Origin of the sequence: Streptomyces nigra (genome assembly GCF_003074055.1) — a bacterium.
Classification (GTDB): Bacteria; Actinomycetota; Actinomycetes; order Streptomycetales; family Streptomycetaceae; genus Streptomyces; species Streptomyces nigra.
The window spans coordinates 1,779,249-1,802,111 of the sequence record NZ_CP029043.1 but is presented as its reverse complement, the minus strand read 5'-3'; the positions used below and the strand labels follow the sequence as shown (position 1 = coordinate 1,802,111).

Here is a 22,863-nt window from a genome sequence, read left to right as displayed (position 1 = left end):
TCTCTACCCACCGGTAAGTCATAGAGTCGAACCATGCGCCGAGCCAAGATCGTCTGCACCCTGGGCCCCGCCACCGACGGCTACGACCGCACAAAGGCACTGGTCGACGCCGGAATGGACATCGCCCGGTTCAACCTCAGCCACGGCACCCACGCCGAGCACGAGGAGCGCTACCAGCAGGTCCGCAAGGCCTCCGACGAGACCGGCCGCAGCGTCGGCGTCCTCGCCGACCTTCAAGGCCCGAAGATCCGCCTCGGCCGCTTCACCGAAGGACCCGTACTCCTCGAACGCGGCGACACCTTCACCCTCACCGTCGAACCCGACGCCGAAGGCGACCGCCACCAGTGCGGCACCACCTACCCCGGCCTCGCCGACGACGTCACCCCCGGCGAACGCGTCCTCGTCGACGACGGCAAGGTCTGCCTCCAAGTCACCGGCATCGACGGCCCCCGCATCCACACCACCGTCGTCGAAGGCGGCATCGTCTCCGACCACAAGGGACTCAACCTCCCCGGCGTCGCCGTCTCCGTCCCCGCCCTCTCCGACAAGGACCAGGCCGACCTGCGCTGGGCCCTGCGCACCGGCTTCGACATCGTCGCCCTGTCCTTCGTCCGCTCCGGCCGCGACATCGACGACGTCCACCGCATCATGGACGAGGAGGGCCGCCGCCTCCCCGTCATCGCCAAGATCGAGAAACCCCAGGCCGTCGACACCCTCGACGACATCGTCGCCGCCTTCGACGGCATCATGGTCGCCCGCGGCGACCTCGGCGTCGAGATGCCCCTCGAACAGGTGCCGATCGTCCAGAAACGCGCGATCACACTGGCCCGGCGCAACGCCAAGCCCGTCATCGTCGCCACCCAGATGCTCGACTCCATGATCGACCACTCCCGCCCCACCCGGGCCGAGGCGTCCGACGTGGCCAACGCCGTCATCGACGGCACCGACGCCGTGATGCTCTCCGGCGAGACCAGCGTCGGCAAATACCCCGTCGAGACCGTCCGCACCATGGCGAAGATCGTCGAAGCGGCCGAGGAGGACGTCCTCGCCCACGGGCTGCCCCCGCTGACCGAACACAACAAACCCCGCACCCAGGGCGGCGCCGTCGCCCGCGCCGCCGCCGAGATCGGCGACTTCCTCGGCGCCCGCTTCCTCGTCGCCTTCACCCAGTCCGGCGACACCGCCCGCCGGCTCTCCCGCTACCGCTCCCCGATCCCCCTCCTCGCCTTCACCCCCGAACCGGCCACGCGGTCGCAGCTCAACCTGACGTGGGGCGTGGAGACCTTCCTCGGGCCGCACGCGGACTCCACGGACGCGATGGTCGACCAGGTGGACGAACTGCTGCTGCGGTACGGCCGCTGCAAGAAGGGCGACACGGTGGTCATCACCGCAGGCTCGCCGCCCGGGGTGTCGGGCTCGACCAACCTGGTCCGCGTCCACCACATCGGCGAGGACGACACCCCGCACTGACGGGTCAGTACTTGGGGCCTACGTGAGCGTCCATGAGGGCTACGGATGGCTTTCGGGCGATGGAGACGATGAACGGGTCGCTGCCGCGGGCGAGCGTGGTCCACCGCACGCCGAGCTTGTCGAGCGTGTCGGTGAAGAGCCTGCGGATGTCGTCCGACTTGTTGGCCAGGAGATAGCGCGGATACTCGTACCGCTTGCGCTCACCTGCGACCAGCCGGGTGGTCCAGTTGGTGATGCGGCAGCCGTCGGAGTGGATGAGGCCGCGGATGAATTCCCAAGGGTGAGCGTCGACGATCTCCTGCTGCCAGGGTTCGAGGACGATGGCTCGCTCGTGCTTCTTGCCAGGGCCGTGCTGCGGGAACAGGCAGGGGAGGTGCTTCGAGTAGACCTTCACATTCCGGCAGCCGGTCCTGCGGACCCGGCAGACGGCGTTGTCGGGGAACACGGCACGCATGGCCCTCTCGCAGTCGTCCATCAGGCCAGGCCAGGACTCGGCGCAGGCGATCATGAGGTTCGGGACGCGATGCGCGGAGTAGTGGCTGATGTGCCCGTCGCCGAGGTAGAGACCGAGCAGGTACCCGTAGGCTGGCCGATCGAGATGCCGACCGTCGCACCGGGGGCACTTCGGATCGTGCCGGCCGGGACACTCGCCGCGGCGCGCACGGTCGAGGTGTTTCCAGTAGCTGATCGTGCCGGGTGCGATCGCGAGGGCACGCGCCACGTCCGCGTTGCTCATACCGGCGTGCAGAAGAGTGAGGGCCTTGTCTCGTACGTCAGTGCCGTGACCGTTCATGCGAGCACTCTGTGTCACGGAAAGTGACGACACGCAGCAAAAAGCGGATGTTCACGAGAACGGGAACATCCGCTTTTCCACGGTGCCGGGTATGGGATTCGAACCCACACGTCCTTGCGGACAGAGGTGTTTGAGACCTCCGCGTCAACCAGTTGCGCCAACCCGGCGAGTATGGCTGCGCGAAAGCATACCGGGTCACCGCACTTCCCCGCCTCTAGGTAGGCTGCTTAAGCAGCAGCACCTGCCCGGCCCGCAACAAGGAGCCCCCGTGACCGCCCCCGAGTCGCCCCAGCCCGTGGACGCGCCCGACGACGACAAGTCGCACGTGCCTCCGCTGACGACCCGTGTCGTCATCGCCGAGGACGAGGCCCTGATCCGGCTCGACCTCAAAGAGATGCTCGAGGAGGAGGGGTACACCGTCGTCGGTGAGGCCGGTGACGGTGAGCAGGCCGTCGAGCTGGCGCGCGAGCACCGCCCCGACCTCGTCATCCTCGACGTGAAGATGCCGAAGCTCGACGGCATCTCGGCGGCCGAGAAGATCGCCGAGGAGAGCATCGCCCCGGTGCTGATGCTGACGGCGTTCTCGCAGCGCGACCTCGTGGAGCGGGCCCGGGACGCCGGGGCCATGGCCTACCTGGTGAAGCCGTTCAGCAAGAGCGACGTCGTGCCGGCGATCGAGATGGCCGTCTCGCGGTTCACGGAGCTGAAGGAGCTGGAGAAGGAGGTCGCGGACCTCAGCCAGCGCCTGGAGACCCGCAAGCTGGTGGACCGGGCGAAGTCCGTCCTGCAGACGCAGTACGGGCTGACCGAGCCGGCCGCGTTCCGCTGGATCCAGAAGACGTCGATGGACCGCCGGATGTCGATGCAGCAGGTCGCCGAGGCCGTGATCCAGGACGCCGAGGAGAAGAAGGCCGCCAAGGGCTGACCCGCCCCCTGAGCGCATGACTGAGGCCCGTGCCCCTGACCGGGGGGCACGGGCCTCAGCTCTTGAGGGCGTCAGTCCTCGCCGAGGTACGCCTTGCGCACCGACTCGTCGTGCAGGAGGTCCTGCCCGGATCCGGAGAGGACGATCTTGCCGACCTCCATGACGTGACCGTGATCGGCCAGGGAGAGGGCGGCCTGGGCGTTCTGCTCGATGAGCAGGATGGTGGTGCCCGCGGCCTTGAGCTCCTGGATGGTCGCCATGATCTTCTGCATCATGATCGGCGAGAGTCCCATGCTGGGTTCGTCGAGCATGAGCAGCTTCGGCCGGGACATCAGCGCCCGCCCCATGGCGAGCATCTGCTGCTCGCCGCCGGAGAGGGTGCCCGCGGCCTGCTTGCGGCGTTCCCCGAGGATGGGGAAGAGGTCGTAGGCGCGCTGGATGTCCTTCTCGATGCCGTCCTTGTCGTTGCGCAGGAAGGCGCCGAGGCGCAGGTTGTCCTCGATCGTCATGCGCGGGAAGATGTGCCGCCCCTCGGGGGAGTGGGCGAGTCCCAGGGAGACGACCTTGTGTGCGGGGACTTTCTTCAGCGACTTGCCGTCGAACTTGATGTCGCCGGACAGGGGCTGGAGTAGGCCGGACAGGGTGCGCAGGGTGGTGGTCTTGCCGGCGCCGTTGGTGCCGATGAGGGTGACGACCTCGCCTGCTTCGACCTTGAACGAGATGCCCTTGACGGCCTCGATCTTGCCGTAGGCGACTCGGAGGTCCTCGACCTCGAGCAGTGCGGTCACTTCTCGTCCCCTTCCGTGGTGCTGTGCGCGTCGCTCTCCGCGGCCTCGACCTCGGCGGCTTCGGCGGCACCGGGGGCGCCTTCGAAGGGTTCGCCGAGGTAGGCGGCGATGACGCGCTCGTCGGCCTGGACGACCTCGGCGGGGCCTTCGACGATCTTCTCGCCCTGGACGAGCACGGCGACCCGGTCGCAGAGGTTCATGATGAACCGGATGTCGTGCTCGATGACGAGGACGGCGATGCCCTGGTCCCGGATGGCGAAGATGAGTTCTTCGGCCGCGCGGGTCTCCTGGGGGTTCATGCCGGCGGTGGGTTCGTCGAGGAGGAGCAGGCCGGGTTCGCTCGCGAGGGCCCGGGCGATCTCCAGCTTGCGCTGTTCGCCGTAGGGCAGGTTGCGGGCGAGGTGGTCGGCCTTGGCGGCGAGGCCGGTGAACTCGAGGAGTTCCATGGCCCGTTCGCGGGAGGCCTCTTCGGCCTTCCTGAAGCCGGGCAGGCGCAGCAGGGCGGACCAGAGGCCTTCCTTGGTGCGGGTGTGCCGGCCGACGAGCACGTTCTCCAGAACGGTCATGTTGGCGAAGAGCCGGATGTTCTGGAAGGTGCGGGCGATGCCGGCCTGGGTGACCAGGTGCGGCTTGGGCGGCAGGACGGTGCCCTTGTAGGCGACCTTGCCCTCGGTCGGCACGTACAGGCCGGTGAGGCAGTTGAAGAAGGTCGTCTTGCCGGCGCCGTTGGGGCCGATGAGGCCGACGATCTCGCCGGTGTTGACGGTGAGGTCGACGTCGCGGACGGCGGTGAGGCCGCCGAAGCGCATGGTGACGCCGCTGGCGTCGAGCACCTTCGTGGTGGTGGGTGTGGTCGTGGTGGTGGTCATGGCGGTCACGCCCCTGCCTTGGCGACGCCGGTCGCGCCTTCGGGCAATGGCTTGTCCTCCGGTACGTCGAGCTGTCCGGTCTCGTGGAATTCGAGCTGCTTCCTGCGGTCGGCGACCAGGCCCTCGGGGCGGAAGCGCATCAGGAGCATCAGGGCGATACCGAAGAGGAGCAGCTGGTACTCGGCCATGAACTGGAGCTTGGCCGGGATCAGGTAGAGCAGTGCGGCGCCGATGAGGGGGCCGCTGATGGTGCCCATGCCACCGAGGATGACGGCGGCGAGCAGGAATGCGGAGTTCGGCGGAACCGGGCCGGCGAACTCGTACTGCTCGGGGGTGACGCTGTAGGAGACGTGGGCCTGGACGGTGCCGGCGAGGCCGGCGAGGCAGGCGCCGAGCGCGAAGGCGAGGAGCTTGAGGCGGAAGCCGTTGATGCCCATGGCGGTGGCGGCGGTCTCGTCCTCGCGGATGGCGACCCAGGCGCGGCCGATGCGGGATTCCGCGGAGCGGCGGAAGACCAGCACGACGACGGCCGTGAACAGCAGCATCAGCAGGTAGTAGTTGGCGGATCGGGTGAGCTCGTGGCCGAGGACGTCGTGCGGGACTCCGAGGTTGAAGCCGAAGATCGCCAGGTCGGGGATCTGCGGGATGCCGTTGGAGCCGTTGGTGACGTCGGGTCCGCTGTTGCCGTTCAGGTTGTTCATGGTGATGCGGAAGATCTCACCGAAGCCGAGCGTCACGATGGCGAGGTAGTCGCCGCGCAGGCGCAGGGTCGGTGCGCCGATGACGACGCCGAAGATCAGCGAGGCGAGCGCGCCGGTGAGCACCGCCGCCCAGAACGGGAACTTGACGCCGATGGTGGAGGCGGGGGAGCCGGACACCAGGGCGGCGGCGTAGGCGCCGACGCCGAGGAAGGCGACGTAGCCGAGGTCGAGGAGGCCGGCGAGGCCGACGACGACGTTGAGGCCCAGGGCGACCGTGGCGAAGATCAGGATGTTCGCGCCGATGAGGGCGAACTGGTCGTTGCTCTGGGTGAAGGGGAAGCAGATCGCCGCCGCGAAGGCCGCTCCGAGGGTGACGTTGCGGTGTTTGGCGGTGAGTGCGGAGAGCCGCTTCAGCAGTCCGGCGCGGGTGACGGCGGTGAAGCCGAAGGCCGCGAGGACGAGGAAGCCGATGAACAGCTCGGAGTACTCGGTGCTGATGCCGTACGCGAAGACGTACAGGCCGACGCCGAAGCCGGCGGCGATGATCAGGATCTCGAGCCAGGAGGGGAGGTCCTTGGCGCGGCCGGGCTCGGGGGCGGTGAGCGCGTGGCGGACGCGGCCCCACAGGTGGGGGTCGGGGTCGCCGGCGTCGTAGGGCTGGTCGACGGGGAGGCCGAGGGCGCCCACGACGGCGACGAGGGCGCCGATGCCGGAGACCCAGGCGCCGGGTTCCAGGTTGACGAGGCCGCCGAGTTCCTGCGCGATGGCGCCCATGGCGTAGCCGGTGACGCCGAGCACGCCGAGGGCGGCGAGGAGGACGGGGCTGTTCTTGCCGCCGGGGGTGAGCCAGCGCAGTCCGCGGATGCCGTAGCCGGCGAGTGCGAACAGGAGGGTCAGCAGGGAGCCGACGAGGGTGAGGATCTGGAGGCCGCCGGGGTAGCCGGTGACGGTCAGGTTGCCCGGGAACTCGTCAGTCCAGGTCCAGGCGAGGAAGGTGCCGATGAGGGCGAGGGCGGAGCCGGCGACCGTGAGTCCGCGGGCCGCGGCGTGCGGCAGCGGGATGATCGGGGTGGCTTCGGGGGTGGACACCTTGGTGGTGTCGTCGGTGGTCTTGTCCATGGGGATGTCGGTGGTCATGGGTATCACGCCCTATCCGCGACGCGTTCGCCGAGCAGGCCCTGTGGCCTGAACAGGAGGACGAGGATGAGAAGCGCGAACGCCCACACGTCCTTCCAGGCGCCGCCGCCGAAGAGGTCCATGCCGGGGATGTCACCGATGTAGCCGGTGGCGAGGGACTCGGCGACGCCGAGCACGATGCCGCCGAGCATGGCGCCGTAGATGTTGCCGATGCCGCCGAGGACGGCCGCGGTGAAGGCCTTGAGGCCCATCAGGAAGCCCATTTGGAAGCCGACCTGGCCGTTCTTGAGGCCGTAGGCGACGGCCGCGACGGCGGCGAAGGCGGCACCGATGGCGAAGGCCATGACGATGATGCGGTCGGTGTTGATGCCCATGAGCTTGGCGGTGTCGGGGTCCTGGGCGGTGGCCTGCATGCCGCGGCCGGAGCGCGTCTTGTTGACGAACAGGCCGAGGGCGATCATGCAGAGCGGGGCGGCTATGAGGACGAAGAGGTCGCCGCGCTGGATGTTGGCGCCGAGGATGTCGACGGGGTCGCCCTGGAAGCGGGGGAAGGGGACGTCCTTCTTGGCGTCGGGGAACCACATCCATACGGCCTGCTGGAGGACGATGGAGAGGCCGATCGCGGTGATGAGGGGCGCCAGGCGGGGTGCGCCGCGCAGGGGGCGGTAGGCGAACCGTTCCGCCGCGGTGCCGACGGCGACCGAGACGAGAACGCCACCGATGATCATGAGGGGGACCGCCGCCCCGAGGCCGAAGCCGTCGGGGAGGACCATCCAGACGGTGAGGGCCCCGAAGCCCCCGACCATGAAGATCTCGCCGTGGGCGAAGTTGATGAGCTGGACGATGCCGTAGACCATCGTGTAGCCGATCGCGATGAGTCCGTACATCGCGCCGAGGATGAGTCCATTGGCCAGCTGTTGCGGCAGTTCGTTCACCGCAGGGCCTCCGTGGAGTGGTTCGGATATGGCGCCGCGCGGGGAGCGCTGGTGGGCGCTTCCCGCGCGGCCTGGATCAATGTGTGAGTTGGATGGGTTCTCTGACTCGTCCTTCGTCAGCCGAGCTTGGGCTCGCCGCTGAACTCGGGCGCCCAGGCGTTGTCCTTGATCTTGTAGGCGGTCATGGTGTGGTTCGTGGTGTCACCGAACTCGTCGAAGGAGATGGTGCCGGTGACGCCGTCGAACTTGACCTTGGCCATGCCGTCCAGGACCGCCTTGCGGCCGTCGGACGGGACCTTGCCGTCGTTGCCCTCGACGGCCAGCTTGACCGCCTCGATGATGGCCCAGGTGGCGTCGTAGGTCAGGCCGCCGTAGGCCTCGTAGTCGTCCTCGTAGCCCGCCGCCTTGTAGTCCGCGATGAAGGTCTTGGCGGAGGGGAGCTGCTCGACGGGCCGGCCGACGGAGGTCGCGAGGTCGCCCTCGGCCTTCTTGTTCAGCTTCGGGAACTCGCCGGAGTAGATGCCGTCGCCGCCCATGAGCGGGATGTTCTGGCCGCTGTCCTTGAGCTGCTGGCTCAGCGGGCCGGCGGCCGGGTACTCGCCGCCGTAGTACAGGGCCTGGGCGCCGGTCTTCTTGATCTTGGCGACCACGGCGTTGAAGTCACGGTCGTCGGGGTTGATGTGGTCGGTGCCCACGATCTTGCCGCCGAACTTCGTGAAGTTCGCCTTGAAGGACGCGGCGAGGCCGGCGCCGTAGGTCTTCTGGTCGTCGATCAGGTAGACCTTCTTGAGCTTCGCCTTGTTGAACAGGTAGTCCGCGGCGAAGGCGCCCTGGATCTCGTCCGTGGTGGCGGTGCGGAAGAACGTCTTGAACTGGCGGACGCGGTCGCCGGTCTTCCAGCCGTCGCCCTGGGTCAGCTCGGTGCCGGTGTTGGCCGGGGAGACCTGGGTGAGGCCGGCGTCATTGAGCGGCTTCTGCATCTGCTGCGAGACGCTGGAGTTCAGCGGGCCGACGACGCCGAGGACGTCCTTGTTGCTGATGAACTTCTGGGCGTTCTGCTGGCCGACGGAGGGCTGGGCCTGGTCGTCCAGGGCCTCGATCTTGAACTCGACGCCCTTGACGAACTCCTTCTTGTTGGCCGTCTTGGCGGCCAGGTCCGCGGAGTTCTTCATGCCGAGGCCGAGCGCGGACAGGTCGCCGGACAGCGGGGCGTCGAGGCCGATCACAACTGTGGTCTTGTCGCCGTTGCTGCTGCCGCCGTCGTCGTCACGCGACCCACAAGCCGTGAGTGTCAGCGATCCCGCCGCGAGCGCGGCGGTAATGGCGATGATCGAACGTTGACGCACGAATCAGGTCCTTTCCCTGGCACGGCGGTTCCCCATGGAACGCGCCGAGTCGAGCGCTGGGGACGAAGTGACTTCGAATCCGATGGCTCGGTGACTGGCCGTGACTCTAAGCGCGGGTGGGGAACATGGAGGAGGCTCTGACCAAGGCTGTGACGCTCTTGTTATGACACGCGGTATCCCTGAGCGGTACTGCGTGGGGGGAAGAGCGGATTTCCGGCCGATTCGCCCTGTCCACATAGTGAGAATCCGCAGCGTTCGCGCGTAGCTTCTTCACTAGCGTTCACGTGTTTAGGTGCTGACCGTATTCGGTGCCGAAGGCAACCGGGGGCCTTGCGGGGGTGTGCGGGAAAGCGGCGCGCGGCGGGCGTGCGGGCGGCTTTCATTGCAGCCGTATTACGCAGAGTTACATGCGTGAAAGATGTCCGGCGTGCCGCACGATATTCGTGTAAGGGGCACGGAAAGTGGAATTGCGGATTTCGTTCGTCAGCCCCAGGGGCCTCCCGTGGGTTCGCCGTTCCGGTACCGCTTCTCGCAGGCCGTGCGCGCCCGGCGGTCGATGAGCCGGCCGGCCGCCTCGTCGCCGGCGCGCTCACGCTCGGCGCGGGCCGCGTCGACCACCGTCCGCAGGATCTCGTACTGCCCGTCGGACAGCCCCATCGACTGGTAGTCGCCGTAGGTGTCGCCGGTCAGGGCCCGGCGCGACCAGTACGCGATGATCCCCGTGCACAGCCGGGCCGGTGAAGTCGTCGCAGCGGACGGGGAGTTGCCGGCCGCCGTCGGGTGCGCCGGGGAGGGCCGCGCGCCCGGCTCCCCGCAGCCGCCCGCCGAGCAGGCGGCCAGCAGGGCCAGCCCGAGCGCGGCCCCCTTCCGGCGCACCCCTGCCTTGGTCATGCCCCGACCGTATGCCGCCGCGCGGCAGGGATCAACGGCGGGGTGGGGAAAGGGAGTTGACCCGCGCTCAGTCCGCCGCGCGGACCCGCTCCGCGTCGCCCGGGTTCACATCGCGCAGCATGCAGGTCAGCCGCGCCGTGCACACCCGCCGCCCCTGCTCGTCACTGATCACGATCTCGTACGTCGCCGTCGAGCGGCCCCGGTGCACCGGTGTGGCCACACCGGTGACCAGGCCCGAGCGGGCGCCCCGGTGGTGGGTGCAGTTGAGGTCCACACCCACCGCGATCTTCGAGGTGCCGCCGTGCAGCATGGAGCCCACCGAGCCGAGCGTCTCCGCGAGCACCGCGGACGCGCCGCCGTGCAGCAGCCCGTACGGCTGGGTGTTCCCCTCCACCGGCATCGTCCCCACGACCCGCTCGGCGGACGCCTCCACGATCTGGACGCCCATACGCGTGCCGAGATGCCCGGCCGAGAACAGGGCCTGAAGATCGACGCCGAGCGCGGCGTACTCGTCGATGACCTCCTGCGGGAACTTCACGTGCTGCTGCTCGCCCATGGGCCCGGCTCCGTTCGTCGTGATCACTCGGTGGCGTGACGCACCGCCTGAGCAAACGCTCAGTCGGTCGCCGATTGTTCCAGACGTACGATCACGGACTTGCTGGCCGGGGTGTTGCTGGTGTCCGCGGTGGCGTCCAGCGGCACCAGAACGTTGGTCTCCGGGTAGTACGCCGCCGCGCAGCCCCGCGCCGTCGGGTACGCCACCACCCGGAACCCGGGCGCGCGCCGCTCCACGCCGTCCCTCCACTCGCTCACCAGATCCACGTACGCGCCGTCGGCGACCCCGAGCCGCCGGGCGTCCTCCGGGTTGACCAGCACCACCCGGCGGCCGTTGCGGATGCCCCGGTAGCGGTCGTCCAGGCCGTAGATCGTGGTGTTGTACTGGTCGTGCGACCGCAGCGTCTGCAGCAGCAGCCGCCCCTCGGGGACCTCCGGGTACTCCACCGGCGCCGCCGTGAAGTTGGCCTTGCCGGTCGCCGTCGGGAAGCGGCGCTCGTCGCGCGGGGCGTGCGGCAGCGTGAAACCGCCGGGACGCTCCACGCGCGCGTTGAAGTCCTCGAAGCCCGGCACGACCCGCGCGATCCGGTCCCGGATCGTCGCGTAGTCCTTCTCGAACTCCTCCCACGGCGTCCGGCTCTTCTCGCCCAGCACCCGGCGGGCCAGCCGGCACACGATCGCCGGCTCCGACAGCAGATGCGCACTCGCCGGCTCCAGCCGCCCCCGGGAGGCGTGCACCATGCCCATGGAGTCCTCGACGGTGACGAACTGCTCGCCGCCGCCCTGCAGATCGCGCTCGGTACGGCCCAGCGTCGGCAGGATCAGCGCCCGCGCGCCCGTCACTGCGTGGCTGCGGTTCAGCTTCGTCGACACGTGCACCGTCAGCCGGGCCCGGCGCACGGCCGCGTCGGTGACGGCCGTGTCCGGTGTGGCCGCCACGAAGTTGCCGCCCATCGCGAAGAACACCTTCGCCTCGCCGTCGCGCAGCGCCCGGATGGCCCGTACGACGTCCAGGCCGTGCTCACGCGGCGGCGCGAACCCGAACTCCCGCTCCAGGGCGTCCAGGAAGGCGGGCGCGGGCCGCTCGAAGATGCCCATCGTGCGGTCGCCCTGCACATTGGAGTGACCACGCACCGGGCACACGCCCGAACCGGGCCGGCCGATGTCGCCGCGCAGCAGAAGGAAGTTGACGATCTCCCGGATCGTCGGCACCGAGTGCTTGTGCTGGGTCAGGCCCATCGCCCAGCACACCACCGTGCGCCGCGACGCGAGCACCATCTCCAGCGCCTTGTCGACGTCCTCGCGCGCGAGGCCCGTCGCCGTCAGCGTCTCGTCCCAGCCGGCGGCGCGGGCGGCCTCGGCGAACTCCTCGAAGCCGTGCGTGTGATCGCGGACGAAGTCCTCGTCGACGGCGCCCTCGGTCTCCAGGATCAGCTTGTTCAGCAGCCGGAACAGCGCCTGGTCGCCGCCGATGCGGATCTGCAGGAACAGATCGGTCAGCGCGGCGCCCTTGAGCATGCCCTGCGGGGTCTGCGGGTTCTTGAACCGCTCCAGACCCGCCTCGGGCAGCGGGTTGACGGTGATGATCCGCGCGCCGTTCGCCTTCGCCTTCTCCAGCGCCGACAGCATCCGCGGATGGTTCGTCCCCGGGTTCTGCCCCGCGACGATGATCAGCTCGGCCTGGTACAGGTCCTCCAGCAGGACGCTGCCCTTGCCGACGCCGAGCGTCTCCGACAGCGCCGACCCGGACGACTCGTGGCACATGTTCGAGCAGTCCGGCAGATTGTTCGTGCCCAGCTCACGGGCGAAGAGCTGATAGAGGAAGGCCGCCTCGTTGCTGGTGCGGCCCGACGTGTAGAAGACGGCCTCGTCGGGCGAGCCCAGCGCGGCGATCTCCTCGGCGACGATGTCGAAGGCCCGCTCCCAGCTCACCGGCTCGTAGTGGGTGCCGCCCTCCGGCAGATACATGGGGTGCGTGAGCCGCCCCTGCTGCCCGAGCCAGTGGCCGCTGCGCGTCGCCAGATCGGCCACCGGGTGCGCGGCGAAGAACTCCGGGGTGACCCGGCGCAGCGTGGCCTCCTCGGCGACCGCCTTCGCGCCGTTCTCGCAGAACTCCGCCGTGTGCCGGTGCTCGGGCTCCGGCCAGGCGCACCCCGGGCAGTCGAAGCCGTCCTTCTGGTTGACCCGCAGCAACGTGAGCGCGGTGCGCTTCACCCCCATCTGACGCTGGGCGACCCGCAGGGTGTGGCCGATGGCGGGCAGGCCCGCCGCCGCGTGCTTCGGCTCGTCGACCCGGGGCGCGTCCTGGACCGGATCACCCGTGGGCGGCTTGCTGGCCATCGCGCACTCTCCTTCGTGTACACGTGTGACGTACGTCTCCGATCCTCGCATGTGCAACGGTGCCTGCGGGGAGCGGGTGTTCGGGCCCGGCGCCCGGCCGGGACGGTCCGCCGGCGCCCCGGCGGCACCCGGCTGTCAGTGGGGCGTGGCAGGATCGGGGGCGTGGCAGATTCAGCATCGAAGCAGACCGACAGCACCCCCGGCGGCGGCCGGCCCCGCCTGATGCTCATGGACGGGCACTCACTGGCCTACCGCGCCTTCTTCGCGCTGCCCGCGGAGAACTTCACGACGGCGACGGGCCAGCCGACGAACGCGATCTACGGCTTCGCGTCGATGCTGGCCAACACGCTGCGTGACGAGGCGCCCACCCACTTCGCCGTGGCGTTCGACGTGTCCCGCAAGACCTGGCGCTCCGAGGAGTTCACCGAGTACAAGGCGAACCGCTCCAAGACCCCGGACGAGTTCAAGGGCCAGGTCGAGCTGATCGGCGAGCTGCTCGACGCGATGCACGTGTCCCGGTTCGCCGTCGAGGGCTTCGAGGCCGACGACGTGATCGCCACTCTCGCCACCCAGGCCGAGGCCGCCGGTTTCGAGGTGCTGATCGTCACCGGCGACCGTGACTCGTTCCAGCTGGTCAGCGAGCACACCACCGTGCTCTACCCGACCAAGGGCGTCTCCGAGCTGACCCGGTTCACCCCGGAGAAGGTCCTCGAGAAGTACGGCCTCACCCCCGCCCAGTACCCGGACTTCGCTGCCCTGCGCGGCGACCCGTCGGACAACCTGCCCGGCATCCCCGGCGTCGGCGAGAAGACCGCCGCGAAGTGGATCAACCAGTTCGGGTCCTTCGCCGAGCTGGTCGAGCGCGTCGACGAGGTCAAGGGCAAGGCCGGGCAGAACCTCCGCGACCACCTGGAGGCCGTCAAGCTCAACCGCCGCCTCACCGAGCTGGAGCGCCAGGTCGAGCTGCCCAAGACCGTCGCCGACCTCGCGCGCGAGCCGTACGACCGCAAGGCCGTCGCGATGATCCTGGACACCCTGGAGATCCGGAACCCGTCGCTGCGCGAGCGGCTCTTCGGCGTCGACCCGGGTGCCGAGGAGGCCGAGACCACCCCCGTCTCCACCGAGGGCGTCGCCCTGGACGGCACTGTCCTCGGCACCGGCGAGCTGGCCGGCTGGCTGACCGAGCACGCGGGCGGGCCGCTCGGCGTGGCCACCGTCGACACCTGGGCGCTGGGCACCGGCTCGGTCGCCGAGATCGCCCTGGCCGCCGACAGCGGCGCCGCCGCCTGGTTCGACCCCTCCCAGCTGGACGAGGCCGACGAGCAGGCGTTCGCCGGCTGGCTCGCGGACCCCGCCCGGCCCAAGGTCTTCCACAACGCCAAGAGCGCCATGCGGGTCTTCGCCGAGCACGGCTGGACCATCGAGGGCGTCCACATGGACACCGCGCTCGCCGCCTACCTGGTCAAGCCGGGCCGCCGCTCCTTCGACCTGGACGCCCTGTCCCTGGAGTATCTGCACCGCGAGCTGGCGCCCGCCGCCACGGCCGACGGCCAGCTCGCCTTCGGGGCGGACGAGGGCGCCGAGGCCGAGGCGCTCATGATCCAGGCCCGGACCGTCCTCGACCTCGGCGAGGCCTTCGAGGGCCGGCTGCGGGAGGTCGGCGCCGCCGAGCTGCTGCGCGACATGGAGCTGCCGACGTCCGCGCTGCTCGCCCGCATGGAGCGGCACGGCATCGCGGCCGACCGGGCCCACCTGGAGGCCATGGAGCAGATGTTCGCGGGCGCCGTGCAGCAGGCCGTGAAGGAGGCGCACGCGGCGGCCGGGCACGAGTTCAACCTGGGCTCGCCCAAACAGCTCCAGGAGGTCCTCTTCGGCGAGCTCGCCCTGCCCAAGACGAAGAAGACGAAGACCGGCTACACCACCGACGCCGACGCCCTGGCCTGGCTCGCCGGCCAGACGGACAACGAACTGCCGGTGATCATGCTCCGCCACCGCGAGCAGGCGAAGCTGCGGGTCACCGTCGAGGGCCTGATCAAGACGATCGCGGCGGACGGCCGGATCCACACCACGTTCAACCAGACCGTCGCCGCCACCGGCCGCCTCTCCTCCACGGACCCCAACCTGCAGAACATCCCGGTCCGCACCGACGAGGGCCGCGCGATCCGCCGGGGCTTCGTCGTCGGCGAGGGCTTCGAGTCCCTGATGACGGCGGACTACAGCCAGATCGAGCTCCGGGTGATGGCCCACCTCTCCGAGGACGAGGGCCTGATCGAGGCGTTCACCTCCGGTGAGGACCTGCACACCACGGCCGCCTCCCAGGTCTTCGCCGTGGAGCCGGCCGCCGTGGACGCCGAGATGCGCCGCAAGATCAAGGCGATGTCCTACGGCCTCGCCTACGGGCTGTCGGCCTTCGGCCTCTCCCAGCAGCTGAACATCGAGGCGGCCGAGGCCCGCACCCTGATGGACGCCTACTTCGAGCGGTTCGGCGGCGTCCGCGACTATCTGCGCCGGGCGGTCGACGAGGCCCGCGCGACGGGCTACACGGCGACCCTCTTCGGCCGCCGCCGCTATCTGCCCGACCTCAACAGCGACAACCGCCAGCGCCGCGAGGCGGCCGAGCGCATGGCGCTGAACGCGCCCATCCAGGGCACGGCGGCCGACATCGTCAAGATCGCCATGCTCAACGTGGACCGCGCCCTGCGCGAGTCGGGCCTCGCCTCCCGGATGCTCCTCCAGGTCCACGACGAAATCGTCCTGGAGATCGCCCCCGGCGAACGCGAGGCGGCGGAGGAACTGGTCCGCCGCGAAATGTCGAACGCCGTCCACCTGAGGGTCCCCCTGGGCGTCTCGGTGGGCGCAGGCCCCGACTGGGAATCAGCGGCCCACTAGCCGGCTGGCAAACGCCGGGCCGGCCCACCACCGGCCCGGCGTGCCAACGGCACGCCCAAAGTGGCGCGGGGAACTGCGCGACCCCCCACGGTCCGCACACAACACACGGCCGGGCCCACCCCGCGGAACAGACATCACCCGGCACACGAAGAGGCGCCCCGACGGGAGTCACCCACGTGGCCCCCGCCAAACCGCCCCCGACATCCACCGCCGGTAAGGATGCCGACATGGGTATACACACGCTCAACCGCCGGACGGCAAGCGGCGGCGCCCCGACCCCAGCCGACTGGCCCCTGCCCCCCACCCCACCCCGGCGCCCCGCCCTCGCCCCCACCGCGAGCACCGCCCGCATCCCCACCGAACTCATCGGCACGGTACGGCGCACCATGACAGCGGTCCGCCGGCGCCTGACCCGCCGGCTGCGCGACTGGACGGAACTCGCCCGCTCCTACGTGGCCCTGGCGCTGACCCTGTTCCCGGCAGCCCCCGGCACGGCCGACGTCACCGCACCCCCGGCCGGCTCCGCTCCCGCACGGCGCCACCCGTCCCCGTACTGCCAGGGACCGGGACCGGACGCCACAGCCTGACGGCGGCGCCGTACAGAACAAGTCCCACGGCGAGCCCGGCGCCCGCGCCGAAGCACAGCGTCGGGATCAGCTCCCAGTACTTCGCGGTGGCGCCCCAGTAGTCCCACCACCGCGACGCCCGCTGGAACGCCGCCACCCCCGCACACGCGCCGAGCACCGCCAGGGCCGCCCACCGGTCCCGCACGGACAGCACCGGCACGCCCGGCGTGGGAATCCCCGCACCCACGCCCCGAGTCCGCCGCAACGCCACCGCCACGAACACCCCGATGACGACCGCAGCGACCGCCGACCCCCCGTACTGGAGGTACCAGTACAGCGGCGACCGCGCGACCTCCTCGCCCAGCACCGGGAACAACCGCATCCCCCAGCGGTCGAGATGCGTGAAGGCGTCCCACACGACATGGGTGAGCCCGCCCAGGACGGCGGACACGTACCAGCGCGCGGCCAGCGCCGGTGTCACGCGCGCCCGGGGCGCCCCGCACCGCAGCAGCGCGGCCGGCCGCGCCTGGAGCCGGGCCGGCAGCAGCGCCACCAGCGGCTCGCGCAGCAGCAACCACACCCCCACCAGCGCCCAGGCGATGACGACGTCGACGGTGAGGACGCCGGGAAAGGAGTGCGTGACGTCGCCGAACTCCATGGCCCCGGACAGGACACTCGCCGCGTAGTAGGTCATGTCGGGAGCGAAGGAACCGGCCACCATCACCGCCGGCACGAGTCCGGCCCGGCCGGTTCCCGAGGTGCGCAGGGCGGGCAGGACGGCGGCCGCGTGGCTGAGCGTGAACGGCAACAGGGCTCCTCGGATGCGGTCTTGACGGGACCGGTCCGGCCCCCCTCGTCGGCGACCCCAGTATGCGTGACGGCCCGATGGTGAACGGCCTGTGGTCAACCGGGAAATATCGGGCAGCAACGGGTGTGCGCGTAAGGGAAGTTGTCGTAGGGTCGCCTGGGTCACCGTGCCGAGACCCGCGAACGAACAGATGAACGACGACGCGATCCTCGCCGCGAGGGCAACTGTCGTGGCGAGTCGATCGTCACTACAGGGGCGGGCCCGGCACGGCGGGTCCGGCAGACCGGCACGGACGTCAGGGCGTCCACGGGAGGGGTCCACCAGATGGCGGCGGAATTCGGCAGGCTCCGCAAGGGGGCGGTGAACACCACGGTCGCCGCGGTCGTGGTGGCGGCACTGGCCGCGTCCCAGGCACCGGGAGTGACGACCGACGGCGCCGGCAGAAAGGTGACCACCGGCACCCAGCCGTCCCCGGACACCCCCGCCGCCGACAGCGCGACCGGCAACTCGCCGTACTACACGGACCTCCCGCCGCTCAACAGCCCCAACCCGGCCCCGTCGGCGGGCACCACGGTCACTCCGGCGGCCGGTGAGGCGGGCATACCGGCCACGGTCCTCGACGCCTACAAGAAGGCGGAGGCCGCGCTGCGGGAGTCCAAGCCGCACTGCAACCTGCCCTGGCAACTCCTCGCCGCCATCGGCAAGGTCGAGTCGGGCCAGGCCCGCGGCGGCCGGGTCGACGCCAACGGCACCACCCTGTCCAAGATCCTCGGCCCGCAGCTCAACGGCGCCGGCTTCGCGAACATCAGTGACACCGACGACGGCGCCTACGACGGCGACGCCCGGTACGACCGTGCCGTCGGCCCCATGCAGTTCATCCCGTCCACCTGGAAGTGGGCGGGCCGCGACGGCAACGGCGACGGCCGCAAGGATCCCAACAACGTCTACGACGCGGCCCTCGCCGCCGGCCACTACCTGTGCCGCTTCGACTGGAACCTCGCCGAGCAGGCCGACCTCGACCGCGCGATCCTGAGCTACAACAACTCCCGGGACTACCTCAACCTCGTCATGCGGTGGCTGGACTACTACCGCAAGGGCACCCACGAGATCCCGGACGGCACGGGCACCCTGCCGTCGGGCCGCAGCGACGACGGCGCGGGCGCCAACCCCACGCCGTCGCCCACGCCGTCGACCCCCTCGTCCCCTTCGCCCCCGTCCGCGCCCACGACGCCGTCCAAGCCCGGCGGTTCCGAGCCGGGCGACGGCGGCTCCGGCGGTCCCAAGCCGACCCCGCCGCCCAGCACGACGCCTCCCACCCCCACCGACACGGTGGACCACCTGGAGGACGCCGGCACCGCCAAGCTCACCGCCATGGCGGGGGACACCTTCGCCGAGAAGATCAGCGCCCGTGCCGAGACGGACTCCGGCAAGGCCGTCGCCCGGGTCCGCGTCCGCTTCACCATCACCGGCGACACCGACGCCGTCTTCAGCACCGGCGAGAAGGTCGCCGCCGTCCTCACCGACGGATCCGGCAAGGCGGTGGCTCCGGCGCTCCGGGCGGGCGAGGACACCGGCGAGTTCACCGTCCGGGCCACCGTCGTCGGCCGTTCGGTGGCCGGCCTCGACTACACGGCGACCGTCACCGAGCGCGCCGCCGACACCCTGGCCCGTACCGGCGACACCGCGCTGACCTGTGTGCCCGGTGGCGGGTTCGCCGAGCGGGTCGAGGTGAAGGCCACCTACAAGGGCGCCGTCGCCGACAAGGTCGCCGCCACCGCCACCCTGATCAAGGCGGCGGACGACCCGGACGAGAACGACAAGGGCCCCTACTTCAAGGACGCCGACGGCAAGCCGGTGCGCACCCTGACCGGTCTGAAGACCGACGCCGACGGCCTGCTGGAGCTGCCGAAGCTGTACGCCGACGACACCACCGGCACCTTCCTGCTCCGTATCGCCACGGCCGGCGGCGCGACCCTGACGGTCGAGCTGAAGGTCGCCGCCGCCGAGACGCCGCCGGCGGAGGAGCCCACGGAGAGCGCCTCGCCGTCCGCGTAGCCGGTACTGCACACCTAGGGAAGGGGCGTCCGGCTGCCGGGCGCCCCTTCCCTATGTGCGCGACGTGTTCTCATCTCGGCCGCCCGTTGCTACGGTGCCGGATCTGACGATGCATCAGCTCCGGGTCCCCGGGAGGCACGTATGCGCGCCCTGATCGCCGCCGCGGCCGGACTCGCCGCCGCCGTCGCCCTGGTCCTCGCGCTCACCGCCGTCGGCACCCCCTCCGGCGGCACCTCCCCGAAACCGCTGCTGACCACCGTGCCCGCCCATCCGTGACCCGGCCCGGAAGGGAGGCCGCCATGCGCCGCACGGCCGGCCTGATCCTGCTCGCCCTCGCCGTCCTCTGCGCGGCGCTGTCCCCGCTGCTGCGCTGGTACGCCTTCCCGCGCCTGGCCAAGATCCCCGCGAACCAGTACCAGGACATGGTCCTGGAGGCGAAGGACGCCACCCTCCTCGACTACGGCACCATGCGGGCCCGCAAGGTCGACAGGGTCACCATCGTGCAGACCCTCAAGGGCGACGTGGCGGCCTCCGAACGGATCGAGCGGACCACGGACCGGGACGTCGTGGTCTGGGACGGCCTGTCCTACGTCGTCGGCCCCGACGGAGAGATGGTCTCCCGCATTCCCGAGCGCTACATCTTCGACGCCCACACCCAGGAACCCGTCCACGCCCCCGGCGAGTCGGTCGACGGCGACCCCGTGCGCCGCGACGGCATCGAGTTCAAGTGGCCCTTCCTCACCGAGAAACGGGACTACGCCTACTTCGACGCGCAGGCCCGTGTCACCGCCCCCATCCACTACCAGGGCACCCAGGACTTCCGGGGCGTCGAGGTCTACTACTTCGAGCAGGTCATCCCCTGGACCAAGGTGCCGTTCCCCAAGACCCTGCCCGTCGAGGGCGTCACCGCGAAGTCACTGGCCGGCACGGGCACGACCCGCTGGTACACCACCGTCCGCAAGTTCTGGGTGGAACCCCTCACCGGCGCCCCCGTCTACGGCGAGGAGATCCACAAGGAGGAGCTGCGCGGCGGCACACTCCTCGGCGGCCGGGACAAGGTCACCGCGTTCGCCGGGCACGTCAAGATGCGCGAGGACTACATCGAGCACACCGTCGACCTGGTCAAGACCAACCGCACCCTCGTCCTGCTGCTGACGTCCCACCTCCCCTGGGGCCTGCTCGTCCTCGGCGGGCTGCTGCTCGCCCTGGCCCTCTGGCTGGAGGCGCGCGGCCGCCGCCCGGGCGACCCGGAACCGGCCGAGGACGGCGAACCGGAACCCGTCACCGCCTGAGCCGCGCGTTGGTGTGCCGGGTCGGCTCGGCGGACGCCGGGTCCTCCGGCCACGGATGCTTCGGATAACGGCCGCGCAGCTCCGCCCGCACACCCCGGTAGCCGTCCCGCCAGAACGAGGCGAGATCGGCGGTCACGGCGGCCGGACGCCCGGCGGGGGAGAGCAGATGCACCAGCAGCGGCACCCCGGCCACCGCCGGCGAGGCGTCCAGCCCGAACATCTCCTGCAGCTTCACGGCCAGCACGGGCCGCTCCGGATCGCCGTAGTCCACCCGGATCCGCGAGCCGCTGGGCACGGTCACACGTTCCGGGGCCAGTTCGTCCAGGCGCCCCGCCTCGCCCGTGGCCCACGGCAGCAGCCGCGCCAGGGCCTGCCCGGCGTCGATCCGCCCGAGGTCCGCCCGCCGCCGGGCCCGGCCCAGCTCGGGCTCCAGCCACTCGTCCACGCGCGCGTGCAGCGCCTCGTCCGACACGTCCGGCCATGGATCGCCCCGGTGCAGCCGCAGGAACGCCAGCCGCTGCCGCAGCACCACGGCGTCCGGGGACCAGCGCAGCAGCCCGAACCCCTCTCGCCGCAGCCCGTCGAGCAGAGCGGCCCGTACGAGGGCCGGGTCGGCGCCGGGCAGGGGGCGCTCCGCCAGCTCGATCGCGCCGAGCCGCTCGACCCGCCGGGCCACCACATCGCCGTCCGCCCAGTGCACCTCCTCACCCTCCCGGTGCAGGGAGGCCGCCGCCGAGCGGGCCGTCGCCTCGTCGATGACGGCCGCGAGGCGCACACGCGCGTGCCCGCGCCCCACCGGCCGGTCGGCGACCGCCACCGCGATCCAGGGGGCGCCCCGCAGCGGACTGCCCTCGGCGAGCTCCGCGCGCGTGCCGGACGCCATCAGATACGACCCGCCGTCCGCCTTCGCCACCCGCTCGGGGAACGCCAGCGCGGCGACGTGCCCCACCGTGCGGTCGTCGGGGGCGCCCTGGCCGCCGCGGGTGCCGGCGCCCGCCCGCAGCCGCCGCACCTCCGCCCGCCAGCGCCCGGCATAGCCGTCGCCGCCCCGCCGGGCAGCCCGCAGCGCCGCCCCCAGATCGTCGCCGTACTCGCGCGGCGGCTCCTCGCTGAGCAGCGCCACCACCTCGGCGGCCGCGTCCGGGCCGTCCAGCAGGGCCCGGCCCAGCCTGGGGTGCAGACCGAGCCGGGCCAGGGCCGTGCCCCGCTCGGTCGCCCGCCCGTCGCCGTCCACCGCCCCCACGGCCGTCAGCACGCTCCGTGCCGCCGCCATCGCCCCGGCCGGCGGCGCATCCAGCAGAGCCAGCCCGGCCGCGTCCGGATCGCCCCAGCAGGCCGCCTGCAACGCGAACGCCGTCAGATCGGCCACCTTGATCTCCGGCGCCGGGAAACGGGGCAGCCGCGCGTCCTCCGCCTCGGCCCAGCACCGGTACACCGCCCCCGGCGCCTCACGCCCGGCCCGGCCCGCCCGCTGCCGTCCGGCGGCCTGCGAGGCCCGTACCGTCGTCAGCGCGCTCAGCCCGCGCGCGTGATCCACGCGGGGCTCACGCGCCAGCCCGGAATCGACGACGACCCGCACCCCGGGGACCGTCAACGAGGACTCCGCCACGGACGTCGCCAGCACCACCCTGCGCCGCTCCCCGACGGACAGCACCGCGTCCTGCACGGCCGCCGGCGCCCGCCCGTGCACCTGGAGGACCTCCGCGTCCCCGAGATCCCCGAGCTGCCCGGCGACCCGCGCGATCTCCCCGACCCCCGGCAGAAAACACAGCACGTCACCCGGCCGCTCCGCCAGCGCCCGCCGCACCACCGAGGCCACATGCGCGAGCAGAACCGGATCGACCCGCGTCCCGTGCGGCGGCCGCACCGGACGCGACGGCGGCACCCACACCGTCTCCACCGGATGTGCGGCGCCCTCGGCCACGACGACCGGCGCGCCGCCCAGCAGCCCGGCCCAGCCCTCCGCGTCCGTCGTCGCCGACGCGGCCACCAGCCGCAGCTCCGGCCGCAGCGTCTCCCGGACGTCCCACAGGAACGCCGCCGCCGTGTCCGCGTCCAGATGCCGCTCATGGCACTCGTCGAGCACCACCACGTCCACGCCCGCCAGCTCCGGGTCGCGCTGGAGCCGCTGCAGCAGCACCCCGGTCGTCACGACCTCCACCCTGCTCCGGGGGCCCACGACCCGCTCGCCGCGCACGGTGTGACCGACGCTCTCCCCGGGCCGCTCGCCCAGCAGCCACGCCATCCGCCGGGCCGCCGCCCGCGCGGCGATCCGGCGCGGCTCGGCGACCACGACCCGCCGTACGGGCCCCTCACCGAGCAGGCCCGCGAGCGCCAGCGGCACCAGCGTCGTCTTGCCGGTACCCGGCGGGGCGACCAGCACGGCGGTGCCGGGCCCCTCCAGGGCGTCGGTCAGCGCGGGCAGGGCGCCGCGCACCGGCAGCGCGTCCAGGGCGTCGTAACGGATCACGCCCCCAGTGTCGTACGCCCCGCCGGGCGCGAG

General features: G+C 71.3%; 18 protein-coding genes and 1 tRNA gene. 7 read left to right on the top strand and 12 right to left on the bottom strand.

Going from position 1 to position 22,863, the window contains the following annotated elements; genetic code table 11:
• Nucleotides 1–33 precede the first annotated feature (33 nt).
• Entirely contained in the window at nt 34–1,470 is a 1,437-nt protein-coding gene (pyk, locus tag DC008_RS08380) for a pyruvate kinase (RefSeq protein WP_108706406.1), read from the top strand.
• A gap of 4 nt (nt 1,471–1,474) precedes the next feature.
• On the opposite strand, the gene DC008_RS08375 is transcribed toward pyk, so the two are convergent.
• Together DC008_RS08375 and DC008_RS08370 are read right to left on the bottom strand one after the other, a co-directional pair.
• Nucleotides 1,475–2,263, bottom strand: a complete 789-nt coding sequence (locus DC008_RS08375) for a hypothetical protein (RefSeq protein WP_108706405.1) — start codon at nt 2,261–2,263, stop codon at nt 1,475–1,477.
• 83 nt (nt 2,264–2,346) lie between these two features.
• A tRNA-Leu gene (locus tag DC008_RS08370) sits at nt 2,347–2,430 on the bottom strand.
• 101 nt (nt 2,431–2,531) lie between these two features.
• On the opposite strand from DC008_RS08370, the gene DC008_RS08365 reads away from it, so the two are divergent.
• Nucleotides 2,532–3,188, top strand: coding sequence for an ANTAR domain-containing response regulator (locus DC008_RS08365; protein ID WP_055621537.1), 657 nt, complete (start codon nt 2,532–2,534; stop codon nt 3,186–3,188).
• A gap of 71 nt (nt 3,189–3,259) precedes the next feature.
• On the opposite strand, the gene DC008_RS08360 is transcribed toward DC008_RS08365, so the two are convergent.
• From DC008_RS08360 to DC008_RS08325, 8 genes are all read right to left on the bottom strand, one after another.
• Complete coding sequence (locus tag DC008_RS08360; RefSeq protein WP_108706404.1) at nt 3,260–3,976, bottom strand: ABC transporter ATP-binding protein; 717 nt, start codon at nt 3,974–3,976, stop codon at nt 3,260–3,262.
• Nucleotides 3,973–4,845 carry an ABC transporter ATP-binding protein gene (locus DC008_RS08355; protein ID WP_108710612.1) on the bottom strand — a complete coding sequence of 291 codons (873 nt, stop codon included), beginning with the start codon at nt 4,843–4,845 and terminating at the stop codon, nt 3,973–3,975. Before DC008_RS08355 ends, DC008_RS08360 begins: the two co-directional genes overlap by 4 nt.
• A gap of 5 nt (nt 4,846–4,850) precedes the next feature.
• Nucleotides 4,851–6,665 (bottom strand): branched-chain amino acid ABC transporter permease, encoded by a 1,815-nt coding sequence (locus tag DC008_RS08350; RefSeq protein WP_108710611.1) that lies wholly within the window; start codon nt 6,663–6,665, stop codon nt 4,851–4,853.
• 23 nt (nt 6,666–6,688) lie between these two features.
• A complete protein-coding gene (locus DC008_RS08345; RefSeq protein ID WP_108706403.1) occupies nt 6,689–7,618 on the bottom strand; it encodes a branched-chain amino acid ABC transporter permease in 930 nt (309 codons plus the stop codon).
• A 116-nt stretch (nt 7,619–7,734) separates the two neighbouring features.
• Entirely contained in the window at nt 7,735–8,964 is a 1,230-nt protein-coding gene (locus DC008_RS08340) for a branched-chain amino acid ABC transporter substrate-binding protein (protein ID WP_374207445.1), read from the bottom strand.
• 483 nt (nt 8,965–9,447) lie between these two features.
• Entirely contained in the window at nt 9,448–9,855 is a 408-nt protein-coding gene (locus DC008_RS08335) for a hypothetical protein (RefSeq protein WP_108706402.1), read from the bottom strand.
• A gap of 67 nt (nt 9,856–9,922) precedes the next feature.
• Complete coding sequence (locus tag DC008_RS08330) at nt 9,923–10,411, bottom strand: PaaI family thioesterase (protein WP_108706401.1); 489 nt, start codon at nt 10,409–10,411, stop codon at nt 9,923–9,925.
• A gap of 59 nt (nt 10,412–10,470) precedes the next feature.
• Entirely contained in the window at nt 10,471–12,750 is a 2,280-nt protein-coding gene (locus DC008_RS08325; RefSeq protein WP_108706400.1) for an FdhF/YdeP family oxidoreductase, read from the bottom strand.
• A 162-nt stretch (nt 12,751–12,912) separates the two neighbouring features.
• On the opposite strand from DC008_RS08325, the gene polA reads away from it, so the two are divergent.
• Both polA and DC008_RS35185 read left to right on the top strand, forming a co-directional pair.
• The gene (polA, locus tag DC008_RS08320) at nt 12,913–15,639 is read left to right on the top strand and encodes a DNA polymerase I (RefSeq protein WP_108706399.1); all 2,727 of its coding nucleotides are present in this window, start codon (nt 12,913–12,915) and stop codon (nt 15,637–15,639) included.
• A gap of 227 nt (nt 15,640–15,866) precedes the next feature.
• Entirely contained in the window at nt 15,867–16,226 is a 360-nt protein-coding gene (locus tag DC008_RS35185) for a hypothetical protein (RefSeq protein ID WP_123953989.1), read from the top strand.
• Here the strand turns inward: DC008_RS35185 and DC008_RS08315 are convergent.
• The gene (locus tag DC008_RS08315) at nt 16,141–17,013 is read right to left on the bottom strand and encodes a DUF4184 family protein (RefSeq protein WP_108706398.1); all 873 of its coding nucleotides are present in this window, start codon (nt 17,011–17,013) and stop codon (nt 16,141–16,143) included. The two genes, DC008_RS35185 and DC008_RS08315, sit on opposite strands and share 86 nt — an antisense overlap.
• Before the next feature lie 324 nt (nt 17,014–17,337).
• On the opposite strand from DC008_RS08315, the gene DC008_RS08310 reads away from it, so the two are divergent.
• The 3 genes from DC008_RS08310 (at nt 17,338) to pgfA (ending at nt 20,360) form a co-directional block, all read left to right on the top strand.
• Nucleotides 17,338–19,068: a lytic transglycosylase domain-containing protein gene (locus DC008_RS08310; RefSeq protein ID WP_108706397.1), complete on the top strand. Its 1,731-nt coding sequence runs from the start codon at nt 17,338–17,340 to the stop codon at nt 19,066–19,068.
• A gap of 141 nt (nt 19,069–19,209) precedes the next feature.
• Entirely contained in the window at nt 19,210–19,344 is a 135-nt protein-coding gene (locus DC008_RS08305; protein ID WP_107096731.1) for an SPW_0924 family protein, read from the top strand.
• Between the two features lie 23 nt (nt 19,345–19,367).
• Nucleotides 19,368–20,360 (top strand): cell envelope lipid trafficking protein PgfA, encoded by a 993-nt coding sequence (gene pgfA, locus DC008_RS08300; protein WP_108706396.1) that lies wholly within the window; start codon nt 19,368–19,370, stop codon nt 20,358–20,360.
• On the opposite strand, the gene hrpB is transcribed toward pgfA, so the two are convergent.
• Entirely contained in the window at nt 20,350–22,830 is a 2,481-nt protein-coding gene (hrpB, locus tag DC008_RS08295; protein WP_108706395.1) for an ATP-dependent helicase HrpB, read from the bottom strand. The two genes, pgfA and hrpB, sit on opposite strands and share 11 nt — an antisense overlap.
• Nucleotides 22,831–22,863: the final 33 nt, after the last annotated feature.

Coding starts and splice junctions, on each gene's coding strand:
- pyk (WP_108706406.1), top strand. CDS start 34: ATGCGCCGAGCCAAGATCGTCTGCACCCTGGGCCCCGCCACCGACGGC.
- DC008_RS08375 (WP_108706405.1), bottom strand. CDS start 2,263: ATGAACGGTCACGGCACTGACGTACGAGACAAGGCCCTCACTCTTCTG.
- DC008_RS08355 (WP_108710612.1), bottom strand. CDS start 4,845: ATGACCACCACCACGACCACACCCACCACCACGAAGGTGCTCGACGCC.
- DC008_RS08350 (WP_108710611.1), bottom strand. CDS start 6,665: ATGGACAAGACCACCGACGACACCACCAAGGTGTCCACCCCCGAAGCC.
- DC008_RS08335 (WP_108706402.1), bottom strand. CDS start 9,855: ATGACCAAGGCAGGGGTGCGCCGGAAGGGGGCCGCGCTCGGGCTGGCC.
- DC008_RS08330 (WP_108706401.1), bottom strand. CDS start 10,411: ATGGGCGAGCAGCAGCACGTGAAGTTCCCGCAGGAGGTCATCGACGAG.
- DC008_RS08325 (WP_108706400.1), bottom strand. CDS start 12,750: ATGGCCAGCAAGCCGCCCACGGGTGATCCGGTCCAGGACGCGCCCCGG.
- DC008_RS35185 (WP_123953989.1), top strand. CDS start 15,867: ATGGGTATACACACGCTCAACCGCCGGACGGCAAGCGGCGGCGCCCCG.
- DC008_RS08310 (WP_108706397.1), top strand. CDS start 17,338: ATGGCGGCGGAATTCGGCAGGCTCCGCAAGGGGGCGGTGAACACCACG.
- DC008_RS08305 (WP_107096731.1), top strand. CDS start 19,210: ATGCGCGCCCTGATCGCCGCCGCGGCCGGACTCGCCGCCGCCGTCGCC.
- pgfA (WP_108706396.1), top strand. CDS start 19,368: ATGCGCCGCACGGCCGGCCTGATCCTGCTCGCCCTCGCCGTCCTCTGC.